Consider the following 17,598-nt stretch of genomic DNA (forward strand, 5'->3'; position numbering starts at 1 on the left):
CGGGTTGCGCTGACGACCTCCAAAGCCCCAGCCGCGACGGCTCGCGCGCCTTGCTGCGCTCCTCGCTCGGTCGCTGTCGCTCCCTCGCTGCGGTGTCGCCGGCGGCTTCGCCGCCGGCTGCCCGTGGCGCGTAGCGCCACGCTGCCGCGAGGACGGCACAGACGACGTAAGCACCGCAGCGAGTGAGCGGAGCGAACGAGCGAGGAGCGCAACGAGTGTGCGCCGTCCTCGCGGCTGGGGCTTTGGAGCTGTTCATAATCGATTCATCAGCAGCCATTTATAAGCGAGCGGCTGGGGCTTTGGCGGTATCGTCCGTCGGTCCGCAATCAGCTATTTATAAATGACAACTGGCAACATCGCCTTTGTTGAAACCCGATCAGTCCTAAATCGCATCGTAAAGCGCCGCCCGCCGCCTGTCTAAGTCGAACGCGGCCTCGGGCGCGTCGAGCCGGTCGAAGAAGGCGAACGCGTCGGCGCCCGCTCCCTCGGCGTGGCCGATCAGCGCCTCGATCGACGCGCGGTTGAGCGCGAACGACTCCAGTTTGCCACAGCAGAGCGCCAGCGCGACGCCGGCCTCCCCGGACGGGAACGCGGGGTCGACCGCGGAGAAGTCGGGATCGTCGGGCACTCCGTCCGCGACCCCCGCCTCGTCGGCCGCGCCCTCGAAGCCCGCCTCGTCCGCGGCGACGACTCGCAGACAGCGCGTACAGATCGCGGCCGCGTCGGCCGGGGCGTACTCGCGGAGCGCGGACGGCACGGCGAACGCGACGACGTCGGCGTCGCAGTGTGGACAGGACACGCTCGTCGCTACGGACGGGTCCGGGTAAAAGTCGACGGCAGAGAGAGAAGCGGCGACCGACGCGGGAGCGGTGATGGCGGTTCGGGAGCCGACGCGCGACGGGCTATCGGCCGGGGAGCCGTCAGTCGGCGGGCTCGGGCTCTTCGGTCTCCGCGGCCGCGACCGCGGCGTCCTCTTCGGCCTCTTCCTTCTCCTCTTCCTCCTTTTTCGCCTTGATCTTCTTCATGCGGAAGATCTCCTCGCGCTCCTGCTCTTCGAGCTTCTGCTCGATGTACTCCTGGTTCTCGTAGAGGGTCGGGAGCAGGGTGAACTCCAGGGCGTTCACGCGGCGCTTCGTGGTCTCGATCTCCGTGAGCATCTTCTTCATCGCCGTCTCGACCTCGGCCGCGAGGATGATCTTCTCTAACAGCTCCTCGTAGGCGTCGGCCGCCTCGTCGATGCGCGCCGAGGAGCCGAGCAGGCCGTAGCCGCGCTCGTCGAGGCTCTTTTTCACCTTCGAGGACTCGATCTGCGGGACCACGACGCCCATGATGTTCTTCGACTGGGTCGTGATCTCGGGGTGCTCTTTCAGCGCCGCGGCCGCGCCGCGGACGGCCACGTCGCCCTCCATCGCGCGGGCCATGTCGATCTTGCGCTGGGCCGTCTCGTAGTTCTCGGAGACCTCGGACCGGACGTCCTGCGCCTGGTCGAGGATGTCCATGAATTCCATGATGAGCCCGTCGCGCTTCTGTTCGAGCGTGTCGTGGCCGCGCTCGGAGAGCTCGATGCGGTCCTCGATCGCCATCAGGTTCTTCCGCGTCGGTTTGACGTCCTTGGCCATCTTGGGGGAAGGTTCCGCTCCGAGGCGGATAATTCTTTTCAGACGCGTCGGTTCGGCGGGCCGGCGAGGGGGGATCGATCCGGCCTCGTCGACGGGCGATTTCCGGCGACGCCGTCGCTACCGAGCGAGCGTGCGACGGGCGTCAAAAAGTGAGCCGAGACGTTAGTCGGCCGCTTCGACGACTTCGCGCTCGGCGTCGTCCTCGCGGTAGTGCTCCTCGATGAACTCCTCGTCGATCCGGTTGAGGGCGTCCTTCGGCAGCATCGAGAGGAGGTCCCAGCCGATCTCCAGCGTCTCCTCGATGTCGCGGTTCGTCTCGAAGCCCTGGTCGATGAACTCCGACTCGAACGCGTCCGCGAAGTCGAGGTACTGGTTGTCCAGCTCCGACAGCGCCTCGCGACCGACGATGTTCACGAGGTCGCGGAGGTCCTCGCCCTCCGCGTACGCCGCGAACATCTGGTCTTTCACGTCGGCGTGGTCGGCGCGGGTGAGCCCCTCGCCGATCCCGTCGTCCATCAGCCGGGAGAGGCTGGGGAGGACGTTGATCGGCGGCTGGAGGCCCTGGCTGTTCAGGTCGGGGTCGACGTAGATCTGCCCCTCCGTGATGTACCCGGTCAGGTCCGGGATCGGGTGGGTGTCGTCGTCGCCCGGCATCGTGAGGATCGGGATCTGCGTGACCGAGCCGTCGCGGCCCTTGATCCGGCCGGCGCGCTCGTACAGCTGCGCCAGATCAGTGTACATGTACCCGGGGTACCCGCGGCGGCCGGGCACCTCCTCGCGGGCGGCCCCGATCTCGCGGAGCGCCTCGCAGTAGTTGGTCATGTCCGTCAGGATGACGAGGACGTGGTAGTCCTTCTCGAAGGCGAGGTACTCGGCCGTCGTCAGGACCATCCGCGGCGTGACCGTCCGCTCGACGGCGGGGTCGTCCGCGAGGTTCATGAAGACCACCGAGCGCTCCAGGGCGCCGGTGCGCTCGAAGTCCTCCATGAACTCGTTGGCCTCCTCCTGGGTGATCCCCATCGCGCCGAAGATGACGGCGAACTCGGAGCCCTCCTCGTCGTCGCCGCCCTCCTCCTCTTCGGGCACGCTGGCCTGTCGCGCGATCTGCATCGCCAGCTCGCTGTGCGGCTGGCCGGAGCTGGAGAAGATCGGGAGCTTCTGCCCCCGGACGAGCGTGTTCATCCCGTCGATCGCGGAGACGCCCGTCTCGATGAACTCCTCGGGGTACTCCCGGGAGTAGGGGTTGATCGCCGCGCCGACGATGTCCTGTCGCTCCTCGGGGACGATCTCCGGGCCGTCGTCGATCGGGCGGCCCGAGCCGTCCAGCACCCGCCCGAGGAGGTCCTCGGTGACGGGCATCTTCATCGTCTCGCCCAAGAAGCGGACGGACGCGTCTCTGTCGATGCCTGAGGTGCCCTCGAAGACCTGGATCGCGACCACGTCCTCCGAGGATTCGAGCACCTGCCCGCGCAGCGTCTCCCCCTGTGCCGTCTCAATCTCGACGATCTCGTCGTAGCCGATCGCCTCGTCGACCTCGGCGTACACGAGGGGACCGCTGATCTCGGTGATGGTTTGATACTCTTTCATGGTCAGTAGAGGCTCCGGAGCTCCTCGGTGATCTCGGCTTTGAGATCCTCGACGTACTCCTCGTAGTCCTCTTGCACGCCGATGCGGTTAATCCGCGGGGCCGAGTCGATGTCGATGATCTCCTCGACCGGGACGCCGGCGTCGAGCGCGTCGAACGCCTCGTCGTTGAACGTCTGGATCGTCGTCAGCATGAGGTACGTCTTCTCCGGGGGACAGTACGTGTCGACCGGGTGGAACGCGTTCTGCTGGAGGTACGCCTCGCGCAGGTAGCGCGCGACCTCCAGGGTGAGCTGCTGGTCGTCGGGCAGGGCGTCCTTCCCGACGAGCTGGACGATCTCCTGCAGCTCCGTCTCCTCGTCGAGCACGTCGACCGCCCACTGGCGCCGCTCGGCCCAGTCGTCGGCGACCTCCTCTTCGAACCAGGGGTCCAGCTGGTCCTTGTACAGCGAGTAGGACTCGTTCCAGTTGATCGACGGGAAGTGGCGGCGCTCCGCCAGGTCCGCGTCGAGCGCCCAGAACGTCTTCACGATCCGCAGCGTGTTCTGGGTGACCGGCTCGGAGAAGTCGCCGCCGGGCGGCGACACCGCGCCGATCGCCGAGACGGAGCCCTCCGTCCCGTTGATGTTCTCGAAGTAGCCGGCGCGCTCGTAGAACTGCGCGAGCCGGGCGGCGAGGTACGCGGGGTACCCCTCCTCCCCGGGCATCTCCTCCAGCCGGGAGGAGATCTCGCGCATCGCCTCCGCCCACCGCGAGGTGGAGTCGGCCATCAGCGCCACGTCGTACCCCATGTCGCGGTAGTACTCGGCGATCGTGATCCCCGTGTAGATACAGGACTCACGCGCCGCGACGGGCATGTTCGAGGTGTTCGCGATGAGCGAGGTGCGGGCCATCAGCGGGTTGCCGTTGGCCGGGTCCTCGAGCTCCGGGAAGTCCTCGATGACCTCGGTCATCTCGTTGCCGCGCTCGCCGCAGCCGACGTAGACGATGATGTCCGCGTCGGCGTACTTCGCGAGCTGGTGCTGAGTGACCGTCTTCCCGGAGCCGAACGGGCCGGGAATCGCGGCCGTCCCGCCCTTCGCGATGGGGAACAGCCCGTCGAGGATGCGCTGCCCGGACACCAGCGGCGTCCGGGGCGTCTTCTTGTCCTCCGCGGGGCGGGCCTCGCGCACCGGCCACTCTTGGTGCATCGAGACCTCCTCGCCGTTGTCGAGCTCGACGACCGTCTCGGTCACGTCGAAGCTGCCGGCCTCGGCGGCGACGACCTCGCCGCCCTCGTAGTCCGGCGGCACCATGACCTTGTGGTCGATGGTGACCGTCTCCTCGACGACCCCGACGATGTCGCCGGGCTCGACGACGTCGCCTTCCTCGACCTCGGGCTCGAACTCCCACTCCTCCTCGAGGTCGATGCCGGGCGCGTCGACCCCGCGGTCGAGGTAGGGGCTCCCCATCTTGCCCTCCAGCACGTCCAGGGGGCGCTGAACGCCGTCGTAGATGGCGTCCAGCATCCCCGGGCCGAGGTCGACCGACAGCGGCTCGCCCGTGTTCTCGACGGGTTCGCCGGGGCCGACGCCGGAGGTCTCCTCGTACACCTGAACGGTCGTGAGGTCGCCCTCGATCTCGATCACTTCCCCCATGAGCCCTTCGTCGCCGACGTAGACGACGTCGTTCATGCGGGCGTTGAGATCGCGGGCGGTCACGACCGGACCGCTCACGCTCTGAATGACGCCGTTGTCCGTCTCGGCGTCGGTTGTGTCTGCTTTGCTCATATTAGTCGTCTTCCTCCATCAGGTCGATGCCGATGGCGCGTTTGATCTGGTCGCGCAGCCCGCCGCTGCCGGCGCCGGAGCCGCCCAGCGTCACGAGGACCGGCTCGATGCTCCCCTCCACCGCCTCGCGGGTCCCCCGCGAGAGGTGGTCGAGGTCGTCGTCGTGCATCACGATGATGCCGACGCCCTCGTCGTCGAGCGTCCGCTCGACGGCGTCGTCGAGCTTCTCGTCCTTCTCGTCGTCCGGCACGTTCTCGAACTCCCGGACGCCGGCGAGACGGAATCCGGTCGTGAACTCCGGGCTGCCGACGACCGCTATCTCCTGACTCATGTTATCACCAGCTCCGATTCGATCTCGTCGGGCGAGAGGCCGGCCTCCTTCCCGCGGGCTATCGCCCGGATGTTCTCCGTCTCGCGCTCCTTCGCGAGGATGTAGGAGATCACCGGGGTGACCGACACCGGGTGGATCGTGCCGAGCCGGTCGCCGTACGCGAGCAGGGCGCCGTCGATCGCGTGTTCGAACGCGATGAGGCTGTCCGCCTCCTCGAGCTCGCGTAACGCGGGCCCGAGCTCGTCGCCGTACTGGCTGTCGCCGATGTACTCGACCAGCTCGTCGAGGTTCTGCGCCAGCCGCGCGAGCGACGACCGGGTGAACAGGTCGCCGCCCTCGATGAAGTACGCCGCGGGATCGATGTCCGCGCCCGAGCGGGCGAGCCGGAGCGCGTTCGTCGCGTTCCGGAAGTCCACCTCAGCCTTGAGGAACGCCTCGTACTGCCGGGTCGGCTCGTCGCCGCCGAGCCCGGAGAGGAGCCGCTCGTAGAACGCGCGGTCGACCGCGTTCTCCAAGGGCACCAGCACGTCCGTCTCCTCGTACTCCGCGTACGCCGCCCGGAGCGGCTCCCCGTAGATCGTGTCCTCGAGGACCTCGATCACGGCGTCGATCGAGTCCGCCTCCAGCAGCCGGCGGATCCGGCGGTCGTCGAACTCGCCGGCGCGGATCAGGTCGACCTCGACGGCCGACTGGTCCGCGTCGGTGTAGACGCCGCGGATGACCGTCTTCACGTTCCAGGCGTCGAACTTCCGGAGGTACCGGGCGATGAGGTCGTACAGCGGCCCCTCGCTCCAGTCGAGGATCGCGTCGAACTGCTCGGCGAGGTTGCGGTTCAACGCGTACTCGATCAGGTCCACGCCGCCGTGGCGGCTGCCGAGGGCGTTGATCTCCGCGCCGTAGCTCGACTCCTCCATGAACCGGGCGATCTCGGCCGGCCCCATCCGGGTGAGCTTGCGGTACTCCTCGTCCCCGTAGAGGCTGCCGCGGCGGGCACGAACCCGCGCGACGACGTACTCGGGGTTCGAGCTACCGGCGGCGCTCATTGGTCGAACAGCCGCTCCGAGATGTTCTTCAACTCGTCGTCCCAGACGGACTCCAGGACCGAGTCGAACGTGTTGTTCACGCGAACGCGGGAGGTGTCGCTCTCGGCGACGACGCCGCCGAGACAGTCGATCTCGCCGTCGACCTCGGCGTTGCGGTCCGCGACGAGCTCCTCGAGCAGCTCGACGTCCTCGGCGCGGGTGTAGACGGCGACGTCCTCGTCGTCGTCGAACTCCGCGAGGCTCGCGTCGAGTAAGGCCTCGGTGAGCTCGCGGCGGTCGTCGCCGTCGAGGCCGGCGATCGCCGCCTCGACGTCGTCGCGGACGTCCTCTAAGACGTCGCGGCGGGCGCCCAGCCGCTCCTGTTTGGCCTCGAGCTTCGCCGAGGAGAGCGTCTGTTCGCGCTCCTGGTCGATCTGGCTCTCGACCTCGGAGAGCCGCTCCTCGCGGATCCGCTCCGCGTCGGCCTCGGCGTCGGCGAGGATCTCGTCGGCCTCCGCCTCGGCCTGTTCGCGGATCTCCTCCGCACGCGCGCGGGCCTCATCTTCAACGTCCTCAACGACGGTTTCCAAACTCATTGGTTGAAAAACGCTGGAGAGTTACCCGACGATGAAGACGACGACGAGCGCGAGAATGACGATCGTCTCGGGAAGGACCGTCAGGATGAGCCCGTTGACGAAGAGGTCGTCGTCCTCGGCCATCGCGCCGACGGCGGCCGACCCGATACCGCGCTCCGCGTAGCCTGCGCCCAGCGCCGCGAGCCCGACGGCGAGCGCCGCCGCGGCGTTGGGGTCAGTCAGCGTTCCACCGGTCGACAGTACGAGGTTCCCGAGTTCGTTGGTAGCTTCAAACATTGGTAGTAGTTGCTGTTGCTCGTCTCCGAACGGTTGCTATTTGCCCCTACAGGAGTCATAAAGCTTCCCAAAACGACCGAACGGAATCCGGGAGAACGGCGGGGAAAGCGGCGGCTGCTGCGGTCAGATACCCGACGGAATTGCCGGGTTCGACCGCACGCGAAGCGACGAGACCGAGCGGCGACCGACGACCGGTCGGGTCGTCAGTCGTCGCGGGTGTACTTCCGGTCGCGGCCGAACGGCAGGTACGCGCGGCCGCCGCCCTCGTAGAAGTTCCCGAAGAACTCCACGTACTCGAGGCGGACCGCCTGGATGCCGGCGGAGGTGACCCCGAGCAGGAGGACGACGAGGTGGCCGACGAGCGCGACGACGACGCCGCCGACGAGCGCGACGACCCCGACGAGACCGATCGAGGCGGGGTCGAACGCCGTGGTGATCCCCGCGAAGACGAGCTCGTAGTCCGCGGTGTTTTGCACCTCGGCGAGGTAGTCCGCGCTGAAGATGAAGTGGAAGCTCCCGTCGCCGCCGTCGTCGATGTACGCGCCGAACGCGAGCAGGTTGACCGCCAGCGCCATCCCGCCCTTCGCGAGCAGGACGGCCATGAGCCGGGCGTACGAGATGACGTTGACGACGGGCGAGAGGAACTCGGCCAGCTCCGGCGGCTCGCCGATCCCGAGCAGGACGAGTCCGAGCACCGCGGCGGCCGCGCCGGCCCAGCCGACCAGGACCGGGAACCCGCTGAACGAGACGGCGCCGAACGTCAGGGTCGAGACGGCCTCGAACAGGAAGTCGGGCTTCGAGTTGGGGAACACTTGGCTGAAGATCCAGATCCACGCGCCGTTGAGGATCAGCAGCCACGAGCCGGCCTCGTAGACGGCGTGTTTCACGTCGTGCTGCTGGGCGGTACTCACGAACGAGAGGACGTGGCCGATGTTGAGGTGGACGATGCCGAACACCACGCTCACGACGAGGAACGAGAGCCCCCAGTCGAGGTCGGCGGGCGAGAGGCCCTTCCCCTCGACCGGCCAGTGGATCCCGAGCAGCTGGTAGGCGTGGTAGCCGAACAGGTCGATACCGTAGTAGATGCCGAACAGTATCGTGAAGCCGCCGGCCCACATCGCGACGGAGCCGAGTTCGCGGAACGCGCCGTCGAACTTCGAGTACATGAAGAGCCCGATGGCGGCGTAGAGGACGCCGTAGCCGACGTCGCCGATCATGAACCCGAACATCGCCGGGAACGTGAGGAAGACCAGAAGCGTCGGGTCGAACTCCGAGTACTTCGGCCGCCCGAACGCCTGAACGAGCAGTTCGAACGGACCGGCCGCGCTCCCGTTGTCCTGGACGACCGGCGGGTCGTTGGAGCCGTGGGCCGCGTGGCCGCCGTCGGTGGCGACCGCCGTTTCCGTCTCGCGTTCCGCGTCCGCGACGCCCTCGTTCGCGGATCCGTCACCCTCGCCGTCGACCGACTCGGTGTGGTGGTCGCCGTCGGGGGTGAACGAGGCGCGCTCGAGCTCCTCGACCTCGACGTGGTCGCCGACGGCGTCGACGACCGCCGCCTCGAAGTCGGGGTACGTCTCGGTCGGCACCCACCCCTCGGCGACGAACGCGTTCTCGGTGGTCGCAAAGGAGAGCGGCGCCTCCTTCTTTTCGGCCTCGATAGTGAGCTCCTCCTCGGCGCGAAGCAGGAAGCCGGCCGCCTCCTCCTTCACCGATTCGAGCTCGCTCTCGACGGCGTCGAGCTCGTCGCGGAGGTCGGCCTGCTCGGCCTCCAGCTCCGCGACGTACTCCTCGGGGCTCGCGTCCGCGTCGGGGACGTCGAGCAGCGCGATGTCGACGCCGACGAGCGCGTCCTGAACGACGCCCTCGGCGTCCGGGTCGGTCGGCCGCGCGACGATGGCGACCACGTCGCCGCCGACGAAGACGTCGAAGACGTCGATCGAGTCGGCGTCTTCGAGCGCGGCCTCGACGGCCGCGGGCTTGGCCTCGCCGACGACGACCTCGACCGAGTCGTAGCCGCGCAGGTACTCGAGGTCGATCCCGAGCTCCGCGAACGGCTCCAGCCGGTCGATCTCTTCCTGCCGGTCGCGGATCGCGGCCTGGAGCTCGTCGCGCTCGTCGTTGAGCTCGTTGACCCGCTCGCGGACGCGCTCCAGCTCGTCGACGAGCTCGTCGTCGTCCAGCGACCGGGCGACGTCGGCGTCCTCGGCGTCGACGTCGAGGATGCTCTCCAGCGAGCGGACCGTCACGAGGCGCTCGTTAACGGCCTCGGCGCCGTCGAGCGAGGTCCCCGGCTCGAACCCCTCGTACCGGTCGTCGTAGTCCGTGACGTGCAGGGAGTGGTGGGCGTACGCCGCCTCGATGACGTCGTCGATGACGCGCTTCGAGCCCGTCACCGACACCCGGCTCATCTGCTCAGGCCTGAGCATCCACCGCCTCCTCGGCCTGGTCGTGAACCGCCGCCTCGAACCGCTCGACGGCGTAGTCGACGGCCGATTCCACCCGGTCGCGGGCCTCGCGTTCGAGCTCGTCGCGGTCTTCGCGCCCCGATTCGAGGATCTCCTCGCGCCGCTCCTCGATCTCCTCGCGGGCCGCTTCGAGCCGCTCTTGGGCCTCGGCCTCCGCCTCCTCCTCGGCCTCGGCGCGGATCTCGTCCGCGCGCTCTCGAGCTTCGGCGAGGCGCTCCTCGGCGTCCGACTCCGCGTCCGCGATGATCTCGTCCGCCTCCCGTTCGGCCTCCTTGATCGAGTTGAGCACCTCTGGTCTCGCCATGCTACTAATCGCCTGAAACTCTACAAGCGACGTATAAGGTGTTTGCGAAAGCCCGCGGGGTCGCGCGCCGATTCCGAGGAGATTCCGGACGAGTTACGGACCGAACGCGGCCGACGCGTCGTCCGGATCCGGGCGCCGCCGCCTACATTTAAGTAGCAGTCGCCGGACCCACACCGTATGGCAACGGTGTATGCGGTCGCGTCGGCGAAGGGTGGCGTCGGGAAGACCACCACGACCGCCGCGCTGGCGACGATTCTGGCGGACTCGGGCGCCGACGTCGTCGCGATCGACGCCGACCTCGGCATGGCGAACCTCGCGGGCGCCGTCGGGGTGACCCCCGGCGAGACCACCCTCCACGACGTCCTCGCCGGCGAGGCGGACCCGGAGGCGGCGGTCCGCGAGGGGCAGTCCGGCCTCCGGGTCGTCCCCGGCGCGACCGACCTCGACGCGTACGCGGCCGCGGACCCCTCGGGGCTCCGCCGGGCAATCGAGGCGTTCGACGACGCCGACTACGTGTTCGTCGACGCGGGCGCCGGGCTCTCGCACGACTCCACGATGCCGCTCGCGATCGCCGACGAGACGCTGCTCGTCTCGACCCCGGAGCGGAGCGCCCTCGGCGACACCGAGAAGACGCGACAGCTGACCGAGCGGCTCGGCGGGACCGTCGCGGGCGCCGCGATCACCCGCGTGACGGACGACGCCGACGAGGTGGTCACGACCCTGCTCGACGCCCCCGTCCTCGGGCGGGTCCCGGACGACGAGGCCGTGGCCCGGGCCGCGGCGGCGAACCGCCCGCTGCTCGACGCCGCGCCCGACGCGCCGGCGACGCGGGCGTACAGAGACCTGGCCCGAGCGCTGACCGGCGCGGACGTCGACGGCGCGGGCCTCGACGAGCCCGCGGCCGACGCGGCGACCGTCGCCGGAGCGCGCGCGGGCGACATCGCGGACTCCGGCGCCGCGGAAGACGGCGCCGCGGACGCGGACGAAGTCGTCGAAGAGACCGAAAGCGACGACGAAGACGAGGTCGAACCGGACGCGACACAGGACGACGCGGTGATCGTCGACGACGATGAGCCGGCCGACGACGACGCGCCGGCCGACGACGGGGACGGCGACGACCGAGCGGAAGCGGACGAGCGGGACGGTGTCGAACGCGGAGACGACGAGGATATCATCGTCGCGGACCCCGACGCGACCGGGGTGACGGAGCCGGGCGACGGCGACGACATCATCGTCGCGAGCGAGGACGAGGCGGCGGACGCCGATGCGGACGACGCCGGCGACGAGGAGCTGGACTCCGACGACGGCGACGGAGACGAGACCGACCTCGACGACGCCGTCACGACCGACACCGGCGACAACGCCGTCACCGAAGACGAGGCGACCGCCGGCGACGAGGGCGGTGCCGTCGACGAGGTCGACGGCGATGACGGAGTCCATGACGACGACGGAGTCGGTGGCGAAGAGGACGAGAGCGCCGCCGACGAGGACGCGGGCTCGGGCGCGATTCCCGACGCGGACGAGACGGCGCGCGAGTCGACCGACGAGGACGAACCCGCGAGCGACGGCGCCGTCGACGAGGGGCGAGCGGGCGGGGAACCGACGGCGGCGGACGACGACATCGACGACGAGCTCGCCGGCAGCATCCCGTTCCGCGACGACGACTCCGGGACGATGAACACCGTGCTGTCGGAGGAGGACGGCGAGAGCGAGGCGGACGCGGACGACGAGCAGGCGGCGGACGACGACAGTGGGGCGAACGACGGGAAAACGGCGGACGAGGAGGAGTCGTCTGCCGATGTCGACGACGAGGAGCCGGAGAAGGACGGCGGGTTCTTCAGCCGGCTCCTCGGCCGGTGAGGCCGGCTGAAGAGGGAGGGTTTTCGGCGGGAGAGAACGGACGCGAGAGCCGTTCGGACCGCGGCGGCGCGGTCAGGCCTCCGAGGGGGCGCGGGCGCGGTCGCGGATCAGCTCGCGGATCTCCTCTGGGTCGGTGACCGCCGCGAGCTCTTCACAGGAGACGAGGGCGGTGCCGTCGACGGACTCGCGCTTCTCGTCCTCCTCGGTGAAGTACACCGAGCGGGTCCGTGCCACCTCGCCGATGGAGGACATGATCCGGGCGCGCTTCTCGGCCGCGGCGGTGAACGCCGAGTGGCCGGTGAGCACGCGCGTCGCGGGGCTGTCCTCGTCCTCCGAGACGGCCTTGAACGGGGCGCGGGCGGTCGGGTGGACGGTGAAGCCGGCGCTCGTGAGCACGCCGAGGACGTGTTCGTCGTCCGGGTCGGCGTCGGGCGCCGAGGGCGTCGGCTCCGAGTCGCGGACCTCGTCCGCGCCGTCGAGCACGTCGACGGGGCTGGAGAACGGCTGGTCGAACAGCTCCTCCAGCTGGATCGCCACCTCGATGGAGGCGTTCATCCCGTCCTCGTACTTGGAGACGGTGCGCCGGGAGACGCCCAGCTCGGTCGCGAGGCGGCCGAGCGACCAGCCGCGCTCCTCGCGCTCGTCGGCGAGCAGGTCGCCGTCGAGGCTGACGTACAGCCCGCCGGGGGCGGCGTAGATGAGCGGCGGCATCCCCTCGACGAACAGGTCGTAGGCGGTGTCGGGGTTGATCACCGGGACGCCGTGCCTGAAGTAGACGACGCCGGGCTTCAGCTCCTCGTCGCGGGTGCGGACCCCGATCACCATCGGCGTCCCCCTGAGGTACTCGCCGAGCCGGCGCATCTCCGCGCCGGTCTCCGCGTCGAGCGCGTCGACGTTACCCAGGATTTTCAGGAGGAGGAGGTCCTCGTCGCGGCGGGCCGCCACGTCGAAGCTCTTGGGCCGGACCGCACACCGGTCGCTGACGAGGAACCCCGCGTCCTCCAGCATCGCGGTGACGTTCCCGATGAGCGCAGTCCGGGACATAGCCGAAACAAGCGGCTCGGCGTATATATGCGTTGTGTCGTTCCCCTCCCGACGAAACTGCCGCCCGCCTGCGATTTTCCGCGTTCGGCACGGGAAACGGTTAAATACTCGACCTGGGCCGAGAGCGCCTTCGCGGTCGGCGGACACCTCCCGGCCGCCCTCGAAAGGGGCTTGACGCGCCGCCACGAACCGCGTCGCATGCCGATCGTCGCCGTCGACGACACCGACTCCCGCGAGCGCGGGATGTGCACGACGTACGTCGCGACGCGGATCGCGGAGCGGCTCGCGGACGACGGGGGCCGAGTCCGCCGACGGCTGCTCGTGCGCCTGAACCCGGCCGTGAAGCACAAGACGCGCGGGAACGCCGCGGTCGCGCTCCACGTCGCCGGCGTCGACGCGGAGCGGGCCGCGACCCTCGCAGTCGAGACGGTCGAGGAGTTCGCCGCGGCCGCGGACCCCCGGACCTCCCCCGGCGTCGTCGTCGCCGACCGCGACGTCGACGGCGACCCCTTCGACCCGACCGGATCGCCGATCCCCGACGAGATTTCCGGGTTCGCCCGCCGCGCGCTCCGCGAGCGGCTCTCCGTCGGGGAGGCGGTCGAGTTGGCCGAGGAACACGGGTTCCGACACGCCGCGGTGGGCTCGGCGGGCGGGGCGGACGGAGCGGACGACGCCGACGCCGTCGCGGGACGGGGGCGGATCGGCGCGCTCGCGGCGGTCGGCGCGCCGGCCGCGTTCGACGACTGGACCTTCGAGCGCATCTCCTACCGCGAGCTCGACCGCTGCGGGACGCCCCGCGACGTCGACGCCGAGAGCGTCTTCGCCGCCGCCGACGAGGGGTACCCGACCGTCTGGGACACCGTCGACCGCGAGACCGGCGCGACCGTCTGCGTCCCGAACGCCCCCGGCCCGATCCTCCACGGGATCCGCGGCGACGACCCGGCCGCGTGTCGCGAGGCCGCGGCCGGTATCGACGGCGAGACGGTCGACCGCGCCGCGACGTTCCTGACGAACCAGGGCACCGACGCGCACCTCGCGCCCGGTCGGATCGGCGACCTCCGCGACGGCGCCGGCTACCGCGTCGCGGGCGTGGTGGCGAGCGCGCCGGAGACGAAACAAGGGGGGCACGTCCACGTAGAGGTCGCGAGCGACGCCCCCGGGGACGGGGCGAGCGAGGGCGGTCCGGCCGCGGACCGCGACACCCTCCGCGCCGTCGCGTTCGCGCCCACGGGGCGGTTCCGCGACCGGGTGCGCGCGCTCCGGCCGGGCGACCGCGTCACCCTCTGCGGCGAACACGAGGTGCGGGAACACGAGGTGCGAGACGACGCGGACGGGCCCGAGAGCACGCTGAAGCTGGAGAAGTTCGCCGTCCGCGACCTCGTCCGAACGGCGCCCGCGGTGCCGACGTGTCCCGACTGCGGGCGGTCGATGTCCTCGGCGGGGAGCGGGCAGGGGTACCGGTGTCGCGACTGCGGGACGAGCGCGCCGGGGAAGGCCGCGGAACCGATCGAGCGCGACCTCGACGCCGGGTGGTACGAGGTGCCGCCGAGCGCGCGCCGCCACGTCGCGAAGCCCCTCGTCCGCGGCGGGTTCGACGCGCCGACGCACCCGGAGCGGTGAGGCGGGCCCGTCACTCCCGCAACCGGCCCACCCGAACCGATGAAGTGCCTCGGCCGCGAGCGACCGCTGTGACCGGAATCGTCTTCCACGCGACGGAGCGGCGCGACGCGGTCGTCGAGTTCTACCGCGAGCGGCTCGGCGCGACCGTGCGGCTCGAACAGCCCGACTGCACGATCTTGGCGTTCGACGGGTTCCTGTTCGGCTTCTGCGAGCGCGACGAGGCCGACGACTGCGGGGTTCTCACCTTCGTCTACCCGGACCGTGAGGGGGTCGACGCCGCCGCCGGTCGGCTGGGCGACGCGGTCGTGAAAGAGCCGAGAGAGAACGAGACGTACGGCATTTACCAGTGTTTCGCCGAGGACCCGGAGGGCCGGACCGTCGAGTGTCAGGTCTTCCTCGACGACGCGGTCGACATCGCGTAGCCGTGCGCGCTACTCGTCGAGCGTGCGCTCGTCGCGCCACTCGGTCGCGCGCGCTTCGGCGGCCTCGCGGTCGTCGAACCGCTCCCGCTCGTAGGCCGACTCGTCGGCGGCCTGCTCCATCACGTCGAGGCGGACGACGAAGCCGCCCGCCGCGCGCTCGCGGAGCCTGACGGTCGCGTACCCGTCCGACCGCTCCCACTCGGTGACCGTGCCGTCGTCGCGCTCCAGCGACCAGCTCATATCCGGGCGGACGCGCCCCGCGGCTAAAGCGGTGCGGTTCCGCGGTCGCGGCGCGGCGCCGGGTTCGGCGGGGCGGGTCGCGGCCGAGTCAGTCGCCCGCGCTCGGCGACCGCTCGGCGCTCGACGACCGCTCCGGGGCCGGCGTGGCGGCGTAGCCGCACACCGGGCAGACGACGTAGCCGAGCGAGTCGTACGGCACCGACGTCGAGGGGGCGCTCACGTCGCACTCGGGGCAGTCGAACGTCGCGGCGTTCTCGGTTGACATGCTATCGCGTAGCGACCGATCCGTCGTAGTTATGCGCCGCTTGCTGCCCGGTCAACGCCACCCTACTTATATACCGCGTCCGAACTCCGGCGCGTGACCGACGACGCACACGCGGACCGGTCGGGGGGAGAGCGACTGACCGACGCGCACGAGCGACGACGCGAACGGGCCGCGCGGCGGCTGGACGAGGTCGACGCGGCGGGGCTGGTCGCGTTCCCGAGCCGCAACCTCCAGTACCTCACCGGCTTCGCCGAGGAGCCCGGCGAGCGGCACTTCTTCCTCGTGCTCCCGGCCGCGAGCGCGGCCGACCCGGAGCCCGCGCTGCTCGTGCCGGCGCTGTACGAGACGCAGGTCCGGGAGGCGACGGGTATCGCCGAGATACGGACGTGGAGCGACGGCGACGACCCGGTCGCGGCGACGCGCGACCTGCTCGCGGACCGCGGGCTCGACGCGGGGCGGCTGCTCGTCGACGACACGATGTGGGCGCGGTTCACGCAGGACCTCCGCGCGGCGGCGCCCGACGCGACGTGGGGGCTCGCGAGCGAGGCGCTCGCCGACCTGCGGGTCCGGAAGGACGAGGCCGAGCTGGCGGCGCTCCGCGAGGCGGCCGCGGTCGCGGACGCGGTCGTCGGCGACCTCCGCGAGCTGGGCGCCGACGCGGTCGGGATGACCGAGGCCGAACTCGCCGATCGGATTTCGGACCGACTCGCGGAGCGCGGCGGGCGGGGCGTCAGCTTCGAGACGACCGTCGCGGCGGGCGAGAACGGCGCGAAGCCGCACCACGGCCACGGCGACCGCGAGATCCGCGCGGGCGATCCGGTCGTCTTAGACTTCGGGACGCGCGTCGACGGCTACCCCTCCGACCAGACGCGGACGCTCGCCTTCGGCGGCGAGCCGAGCGAGGCGTACCGGGAGGTCCACGAGGTCGTGCGCGAGGCGCAGGCGGCCGGCGTGGAGGCGGTCGAACCGGGCGTCCCCGCGTCGGCCGTCGACCGCGCCGCGCGCGAGGTCATCGAAGCGGCGGGGTACGGCGACGCGTTCGTCCACCGGACCGGCCACGGCGTCGGCCTCGACGTCCACGAGGAGCCCTACCTCGTCGCGGGCAACGACCGCGCGCTGGAGCCGGGGATGGTCTGCTCCGTCGAGCCCGGGATCTACCTCGACGGGCGGTTCGGCTGTCGGATCGAGGACCTCGTGGTCGTCACCGAGGACGGCTGCGAGCGACTGAACCGCACCGACCGCGGCTGGGCGTGACGAGCGCGAGCAGCACCGCTCCTCGGCGAGCGAGACGTGCCGCTCGTCGCCGGAGCGGCGCGAGAGGAAAACGCGGAGACCGGCGTGTCGGCGCCCGACACGCGAATGCGGGAGTCGTGTGCCGTGCCCCCAACCGGAGATTACGGCCGGATAATATAACAGTATTACCGAATTATTTCGGGTGTATTCGCGGAGTCGGACCGAGCCGACGGCGGCCTCGGGGTGCGTCCTCGCGAGTGCGTTCTCACGGGTGCGTCCCCGCGACCCCCCGAGCGGCATCGAAACCATTAGTGTCGCCCGAGCGGAACCGCGGGGCATGAGCGACACAGACGCGGACGAGGGGGACGAGGAGGCTGAAGCGGAGCCGGCCGTCGAACTCGGCGACGGGCCGGACGTGGCCGGCGAGCCGGTCGCCCGCGTCGCGTCGCGGCTCACCTGGCCCGCGACGCGCAGCGACGTCCGCGAACAGGAGGGCGACGCCGAGATCCGAACGCCCGACGGCCCGCAGACGCTCGACGACGTGCTCGCGGAGTCCGAGGTCCCGCTGTTCGAGAGCCGGAGCGACTTCGTCCAAGAAGTCGAGGAGGTCGTCGGCCGCGGCCCGGTCGCGACCGAGTAGGCGTCGAGCGCGACGATTCTATTTATAAACAGCAGCCGAGACGACGAGAGATATTTATAAAACAGCGATCGGCGCGCGCCTCCGAGCGGCCGGAGCGAAGCGGAGGCCGCGAGGAGCACGCGCGAGGGAGTCGCTGGCGCCGGAGCGAAGCGGAGGGGCCAGCGACGAGGCTGGGGAGGTGTGAGGTGCTGTGCGGGGTGGTCGGGTGGGACTCAAAGGGGCAGTCGCTCGCGGGGCAGGGGGCCCGGGCCCCGGGCGCGGGGGGCCGAGGCGCGCCCGGCGGGAGGGCGCGCGGCGGGAGGGGCAGA

Annotated in this window: 18 protein-coding genes; 5 read left to right on the forward strand and 13 right to left on the reverse strand. The window is 70.4% G+C overall.

What is annotated here, in order from left to right; all coding sequences use genetic code 11:
- Window positions 1-382: 382 nt before the first annotated feature.
- The 10 genes from AC4NMM_RS14730 to ahaH form a co-directional block, all read right to left on the reverse strand.
- Window positions 383-799 carry a DUF6276 family protein gene (locus AC4NMM_RS14730; protein WP_491924606.1) on the reverse strand — a complete coding sequence of 139 codons (417 nt, stop codon included), beginning with the start codon at window positions 797-799 and terminating at the stop codon, window positions 383-385.
- A 121-nt stretch (window positions 800-920) separates the two neighbouring features.
- On the reverse strand, window positions 921-1,619 hold the full coding sequence (locus AC4NMM_RS14735; RefSeq protein WP_096394010.1) for a V-type ATP synthase subunit D: 699 nt from the start codon (window positions 1,617-1,619) through the stop codon (window positions 921-923).
- Between the two features lie 162 nt (window positions 1,620-1,781).
- Entirely contained in the window at window positions 1,782-3,206 is a 1,425-nt protein-coding gene (locus tag AC4NMM_RS14740; protein ID WP_096394011.1) for a V-type ATP synthase subunit B, read from the reverse strand.
- 2 nt (window positions 3,207-3,208) lie between these two features.
- Complete coding sequence (locus tag AC4NMM_RS14745; RefSeq protein ID WP_491924607.1) at window positions 3,209-4,972, reverse strand: ATP synthase subunit A; 1,764 nt, start codon at window positions 4,970-4,972, stop codon at window positions 3,209-3,211.
- A gap of 1 nt (window position 4,973) precedes the next feature.
- Complete coding sequence (locus AC4NMM_RS14750) at window positions 4,974-5,303, reverse strand: V-type ATP synthase subunit F (protein ID WP_096394013.1); 330 nt, start codon at window positions 5,301-5,303, stop codon at window positions 4,974-4,976.
- Window positions 5,300-6,346, reverse strand: a complete 1,047-nt coding sequence (locus AC4NMM_RS14755; RefSeq protein WP_096394014.1) for a V-type ATP synthase subunit C — start codon at window positions 6,344-6,346, stop codon at window positions 5,300-5,302. Before AC4NMM_RS14755 ends, AC4NMM_RS14750 begins: the two co-directional genes overlap by 4 nt.
- Complete coding sequence (locus AC4NMM_RS14760) at window positions 6,343-6,921, reverse strand: V-type ATP synthase subunit E (RefSeq protein ID WP_491924608.1); 579 nt, start codon at window positions 6,919-6,921, stop codon at window positions 6,343-6,345. The genes AC4NMM_RS14755 and AC4NMM_RS14760 overlap by 4 nt, the downstream gene beginning before the upstream one ends.
- A gap of 21 nt (window positions 6,922-6,942) precedes the next feature.
- Entirely contained in the window at window positions 6,943-7,197 is a 255-nt protein-coding gene (locus AC4NMM_RS14765) for a hypothetical protein (RefSeq protein WP_004598766.1), read from the reverse strand.
- Window positions 7,198-7,400: 203 nt separating this feature from the next.
- Entirely contained in the window at window positions 7,401-9,605 is a 2,205-nt protein-coding gene (locus tag AC4NMM_RS14770; protein WP_491924614.1) for a V-type ATP synthase subunit I, read from the reverse strand.
- Window positions 9,606-9,609: 4 nt separating this feature from the next.
- Window positions 9,610-9,966 (reverse strand): ATP synthase archaeal subunit H, encoded by a 357-nt coding sequence (gene ahaH, locus AC4NMM_RS14775; protein WP_096394016.1) that lies wholly within the window; start codon window positions 9,964-9,966, stop codon window positions 9,610-9,612.
- A 177-nt stretch (window positions 9,967-10,143) separates the two neighbouring features.
- Between ahaH and minD the strand changes: the two genes are divergently transcribed.
- Window positions 10,144-11,826, forward strand: coding sequence for a cell division ATPase MinD (minD, locus tag AC4NMM_RS14780; protein WP_491924609.1), 1,683 nt, complete (start codon window positions 10,144-10,146; stop codon window positions 11,824-11,826).
- A gap of 72 nt (window positions 11,827-11,898) precedes the next feature.
- Here the strand turns inward: minD and AC4NMM_RS14785 are convergent, their stop codons facing one another.
- Entirely contained in the window at window positions 11,899-12,870 is a 972-nt protein-coding gene (locus AC4NMM_RS14785) for a transcriptional regulator (protein ID WP_096394018.1), read from the reverse strand.
- Window positions 12,871-13,068: 198 nt separating this feature from the next.
- On the opposite strand from AC4NMM_RS14785, the gene AC4NMM_RS14790 reads away from it, so the two are divergent.
- On the forward strand, window positions 13,069-14,490 hold the full coding sequence (locus AC4NMM_RS14790) for a TiaS agmantine-binding domain-containing protein (protein WP_491924610.1): 1,422 nt from the start codon (window positions 13,069-13,071) through the stop codon (window positions 14,488-14,490).
- Between the two features lie 68 nt (window positions 14,491-14,558).
- The gene (locus AC4NMM_RS14795) at window positions 14,559-14,912 is read left to right on the forward strand and encodes a VOC family protein (protein ID WP_491924611.1); all 354 of its coding nucleotides are present in this window, start codon (window positions 14,559-14,561) and stop codon (window positions 14,910-14,912) included.
- 9 nt (window positions 14,913-14,921) lie between these two features.
- Here the strand turns inward: AC4NMM_RS14795 and AC4NMM_RS14800 are convergent, their stop codons facing one another.
- Complete coding sequence (locus AC4NMM_RS14800) at window positions 14,922-15,152, reverse strand: DUF7543 family protein (RefSeq protein WP_491924612.1); 231 nt, start codon at window positions 15,150-15,152, stop codon at window positions 14,922-14,924.
- A gap of 88 nt (window positions 15,153-15,240) precedes the next feature.
- Window positions 15,241-15,417 carry a hypothetical protein gene (locus tag AC4NMM_RS14805; protein WP_017341991.1) on the reverse strand — a complete coding sequence of 59 codons (177 nt, stop codon included), beginning with the start codon at window positions 15,415-15,417 and terminating at the stop codon, window positions 15,241-15,243.
- Between the two features lie 93 nt (window positions 15,418-15,510).
- Between AC4NMM_RS14805 and AC4NMM_RS14810 the strand changes: the two genes are divergently transcribed.
- Both AC4NMM_RS14810 and AC4NMM_RS14815 read left to right on the forward strand, forming a co-directional pair.
- Window positions 15,511-16,671 carry an aminopeptidase P family protein gene (locus AC4NMM_RS14810; protein WP_491924613.1) on the forward strand — a complete coding sequence of 387 codons (1,161 nt, stop codon included), beginning with the start codon at window positions 15,511-15,513 and terminating at the stop codon, window positions 16,669-16,671.
- Window positions 16,672-16,987: 316 nt separating this feature from the next.
- The gene (locus tag AC4NMM_RS14815; protein WP_096394022.1) at window positions 16,988-17,290 is read left to right on the forward strand and encodes a DUF5789 family protein; all 303 of its coding nucleotides are present in this window, start codon (window positions 16,988-16,990) and stop codon (window positions 17,288-17,290) included.
- The last annotated feature ends 308 nt before the right edge of the window (window positions 17,291-17,598 follow it).

The sequence above is a fragment of the Halorubrum sp. SD41 genome, from assembly GCF_058630335.1.

Bases quoted from the DNA above. Each gene is read 5' to 3' on its own strand.
- AC4NMM_RS14755 (WP_096394014.1), bottom strand. From the start codon at position 6,346: ATGAGCGCCGCCGGTAGCTCGAACCCCGAGTACGTCGTCGCGCGGGTT.
- AC4NMM_RS14750 (WP_096394013.1), bottom strand. From the start codon at position 5,303: ATGAGTCAGGAGATAGCGGTCGTCGGCAGCCCGGAGTTCACGACCGGA.
- AC4NMM_RS14740 (WP_096394011.1), bottom strand. From the start codon at position 3,206: ATGAAAGAGTATCAAACCATCACCGAGATCAGCGGTCCCCTCGTGTAC.
- AC4NMM_RS14790 (WP_491924610.1), top strand. From the start codon at position 13,069: ATGCCGATCGTCGCCGTCGACGACACCGACTCCCGCGAGCGCGGGATG.
- AC4NMM_RS14800 (WP_491924612.1), bottom strand. From the start codon at position 15,152: ATGAGCTGGTCGCTGGAGCGCGACGACGGCACGGTCACCGAGTGGGAG.
- AC4NMM_RS14785 (WP_096394018.1), bottom strand. From the start codon at position 12,870: ATGTCCCGGACTGCGCTCATCGGGAACGTCACCGCGATGCTGGAGGAC.
- AC4NMM_RS14765 (WP_004598766.1), bottom strand. From the start codon at position 7,197: ATGTTTGAAGCTACCAACGAACTCGGGAACCTCGTACTGTCGACCGGT.
- AC4NMM_RS14745 (WP_491924607.1), bottom strand. From the start codon at position 4,972: ATGAGCAAAGCAGACACAACCGACGCCGAGACGGACAACGGCGTCATT.
- AC4NMM_RS14770 (WP_491924614.1), bottom strand. From the start codon at position 9,605: ATGAGCCGGGTGTCGGTGACGGGCTCGAAGCGCGTCATCGACGACGTC.
- AC4NMM_RS14735 (WP_096394010.1), bottom strand. From the start codon at position 1,619: ATGGCCAAGGACGTCAAACCGACGCGGAAGAACCTGATGGCGATCGAG.
- AC4NMM_RS14760 (WP_491924608.1), bottom strand. From the start codon at position 6,921: ATGAGTTTGGAAACCGTCGTTGAGGACGTTGAAGATGAGGCCCGCGCG.
- AC4NMM_RS14805 (WP_017341991.1), bottom strand. From the start codon at position 15,417: ATGTCAACCGAGAACGCCGCGACGTTCGACTGCCCCGAGTGCGACGTG.
- AC4NMM_RS14815 (WP_096394022.1), top strand. From the start codon at position 16,988: ATGAGCGACACAGACGCGGACGAGGGGGACGAGGAGGCTGAAGCGGAG.
- ahaH (WP_096394016.1), bottom strand. From the start codon at position 9,966: ATGGCGAGACCAGAGGTGCTCAACTCGATCAAGGAGGCCGAACGGGAG.
- minD (WP_491924609.1), top strand. From the start codon at position 10,144: ATGGCAACGGTGTATGCGGTCGCGTCGGCGAAGGGTGGCGTCGGGAAG.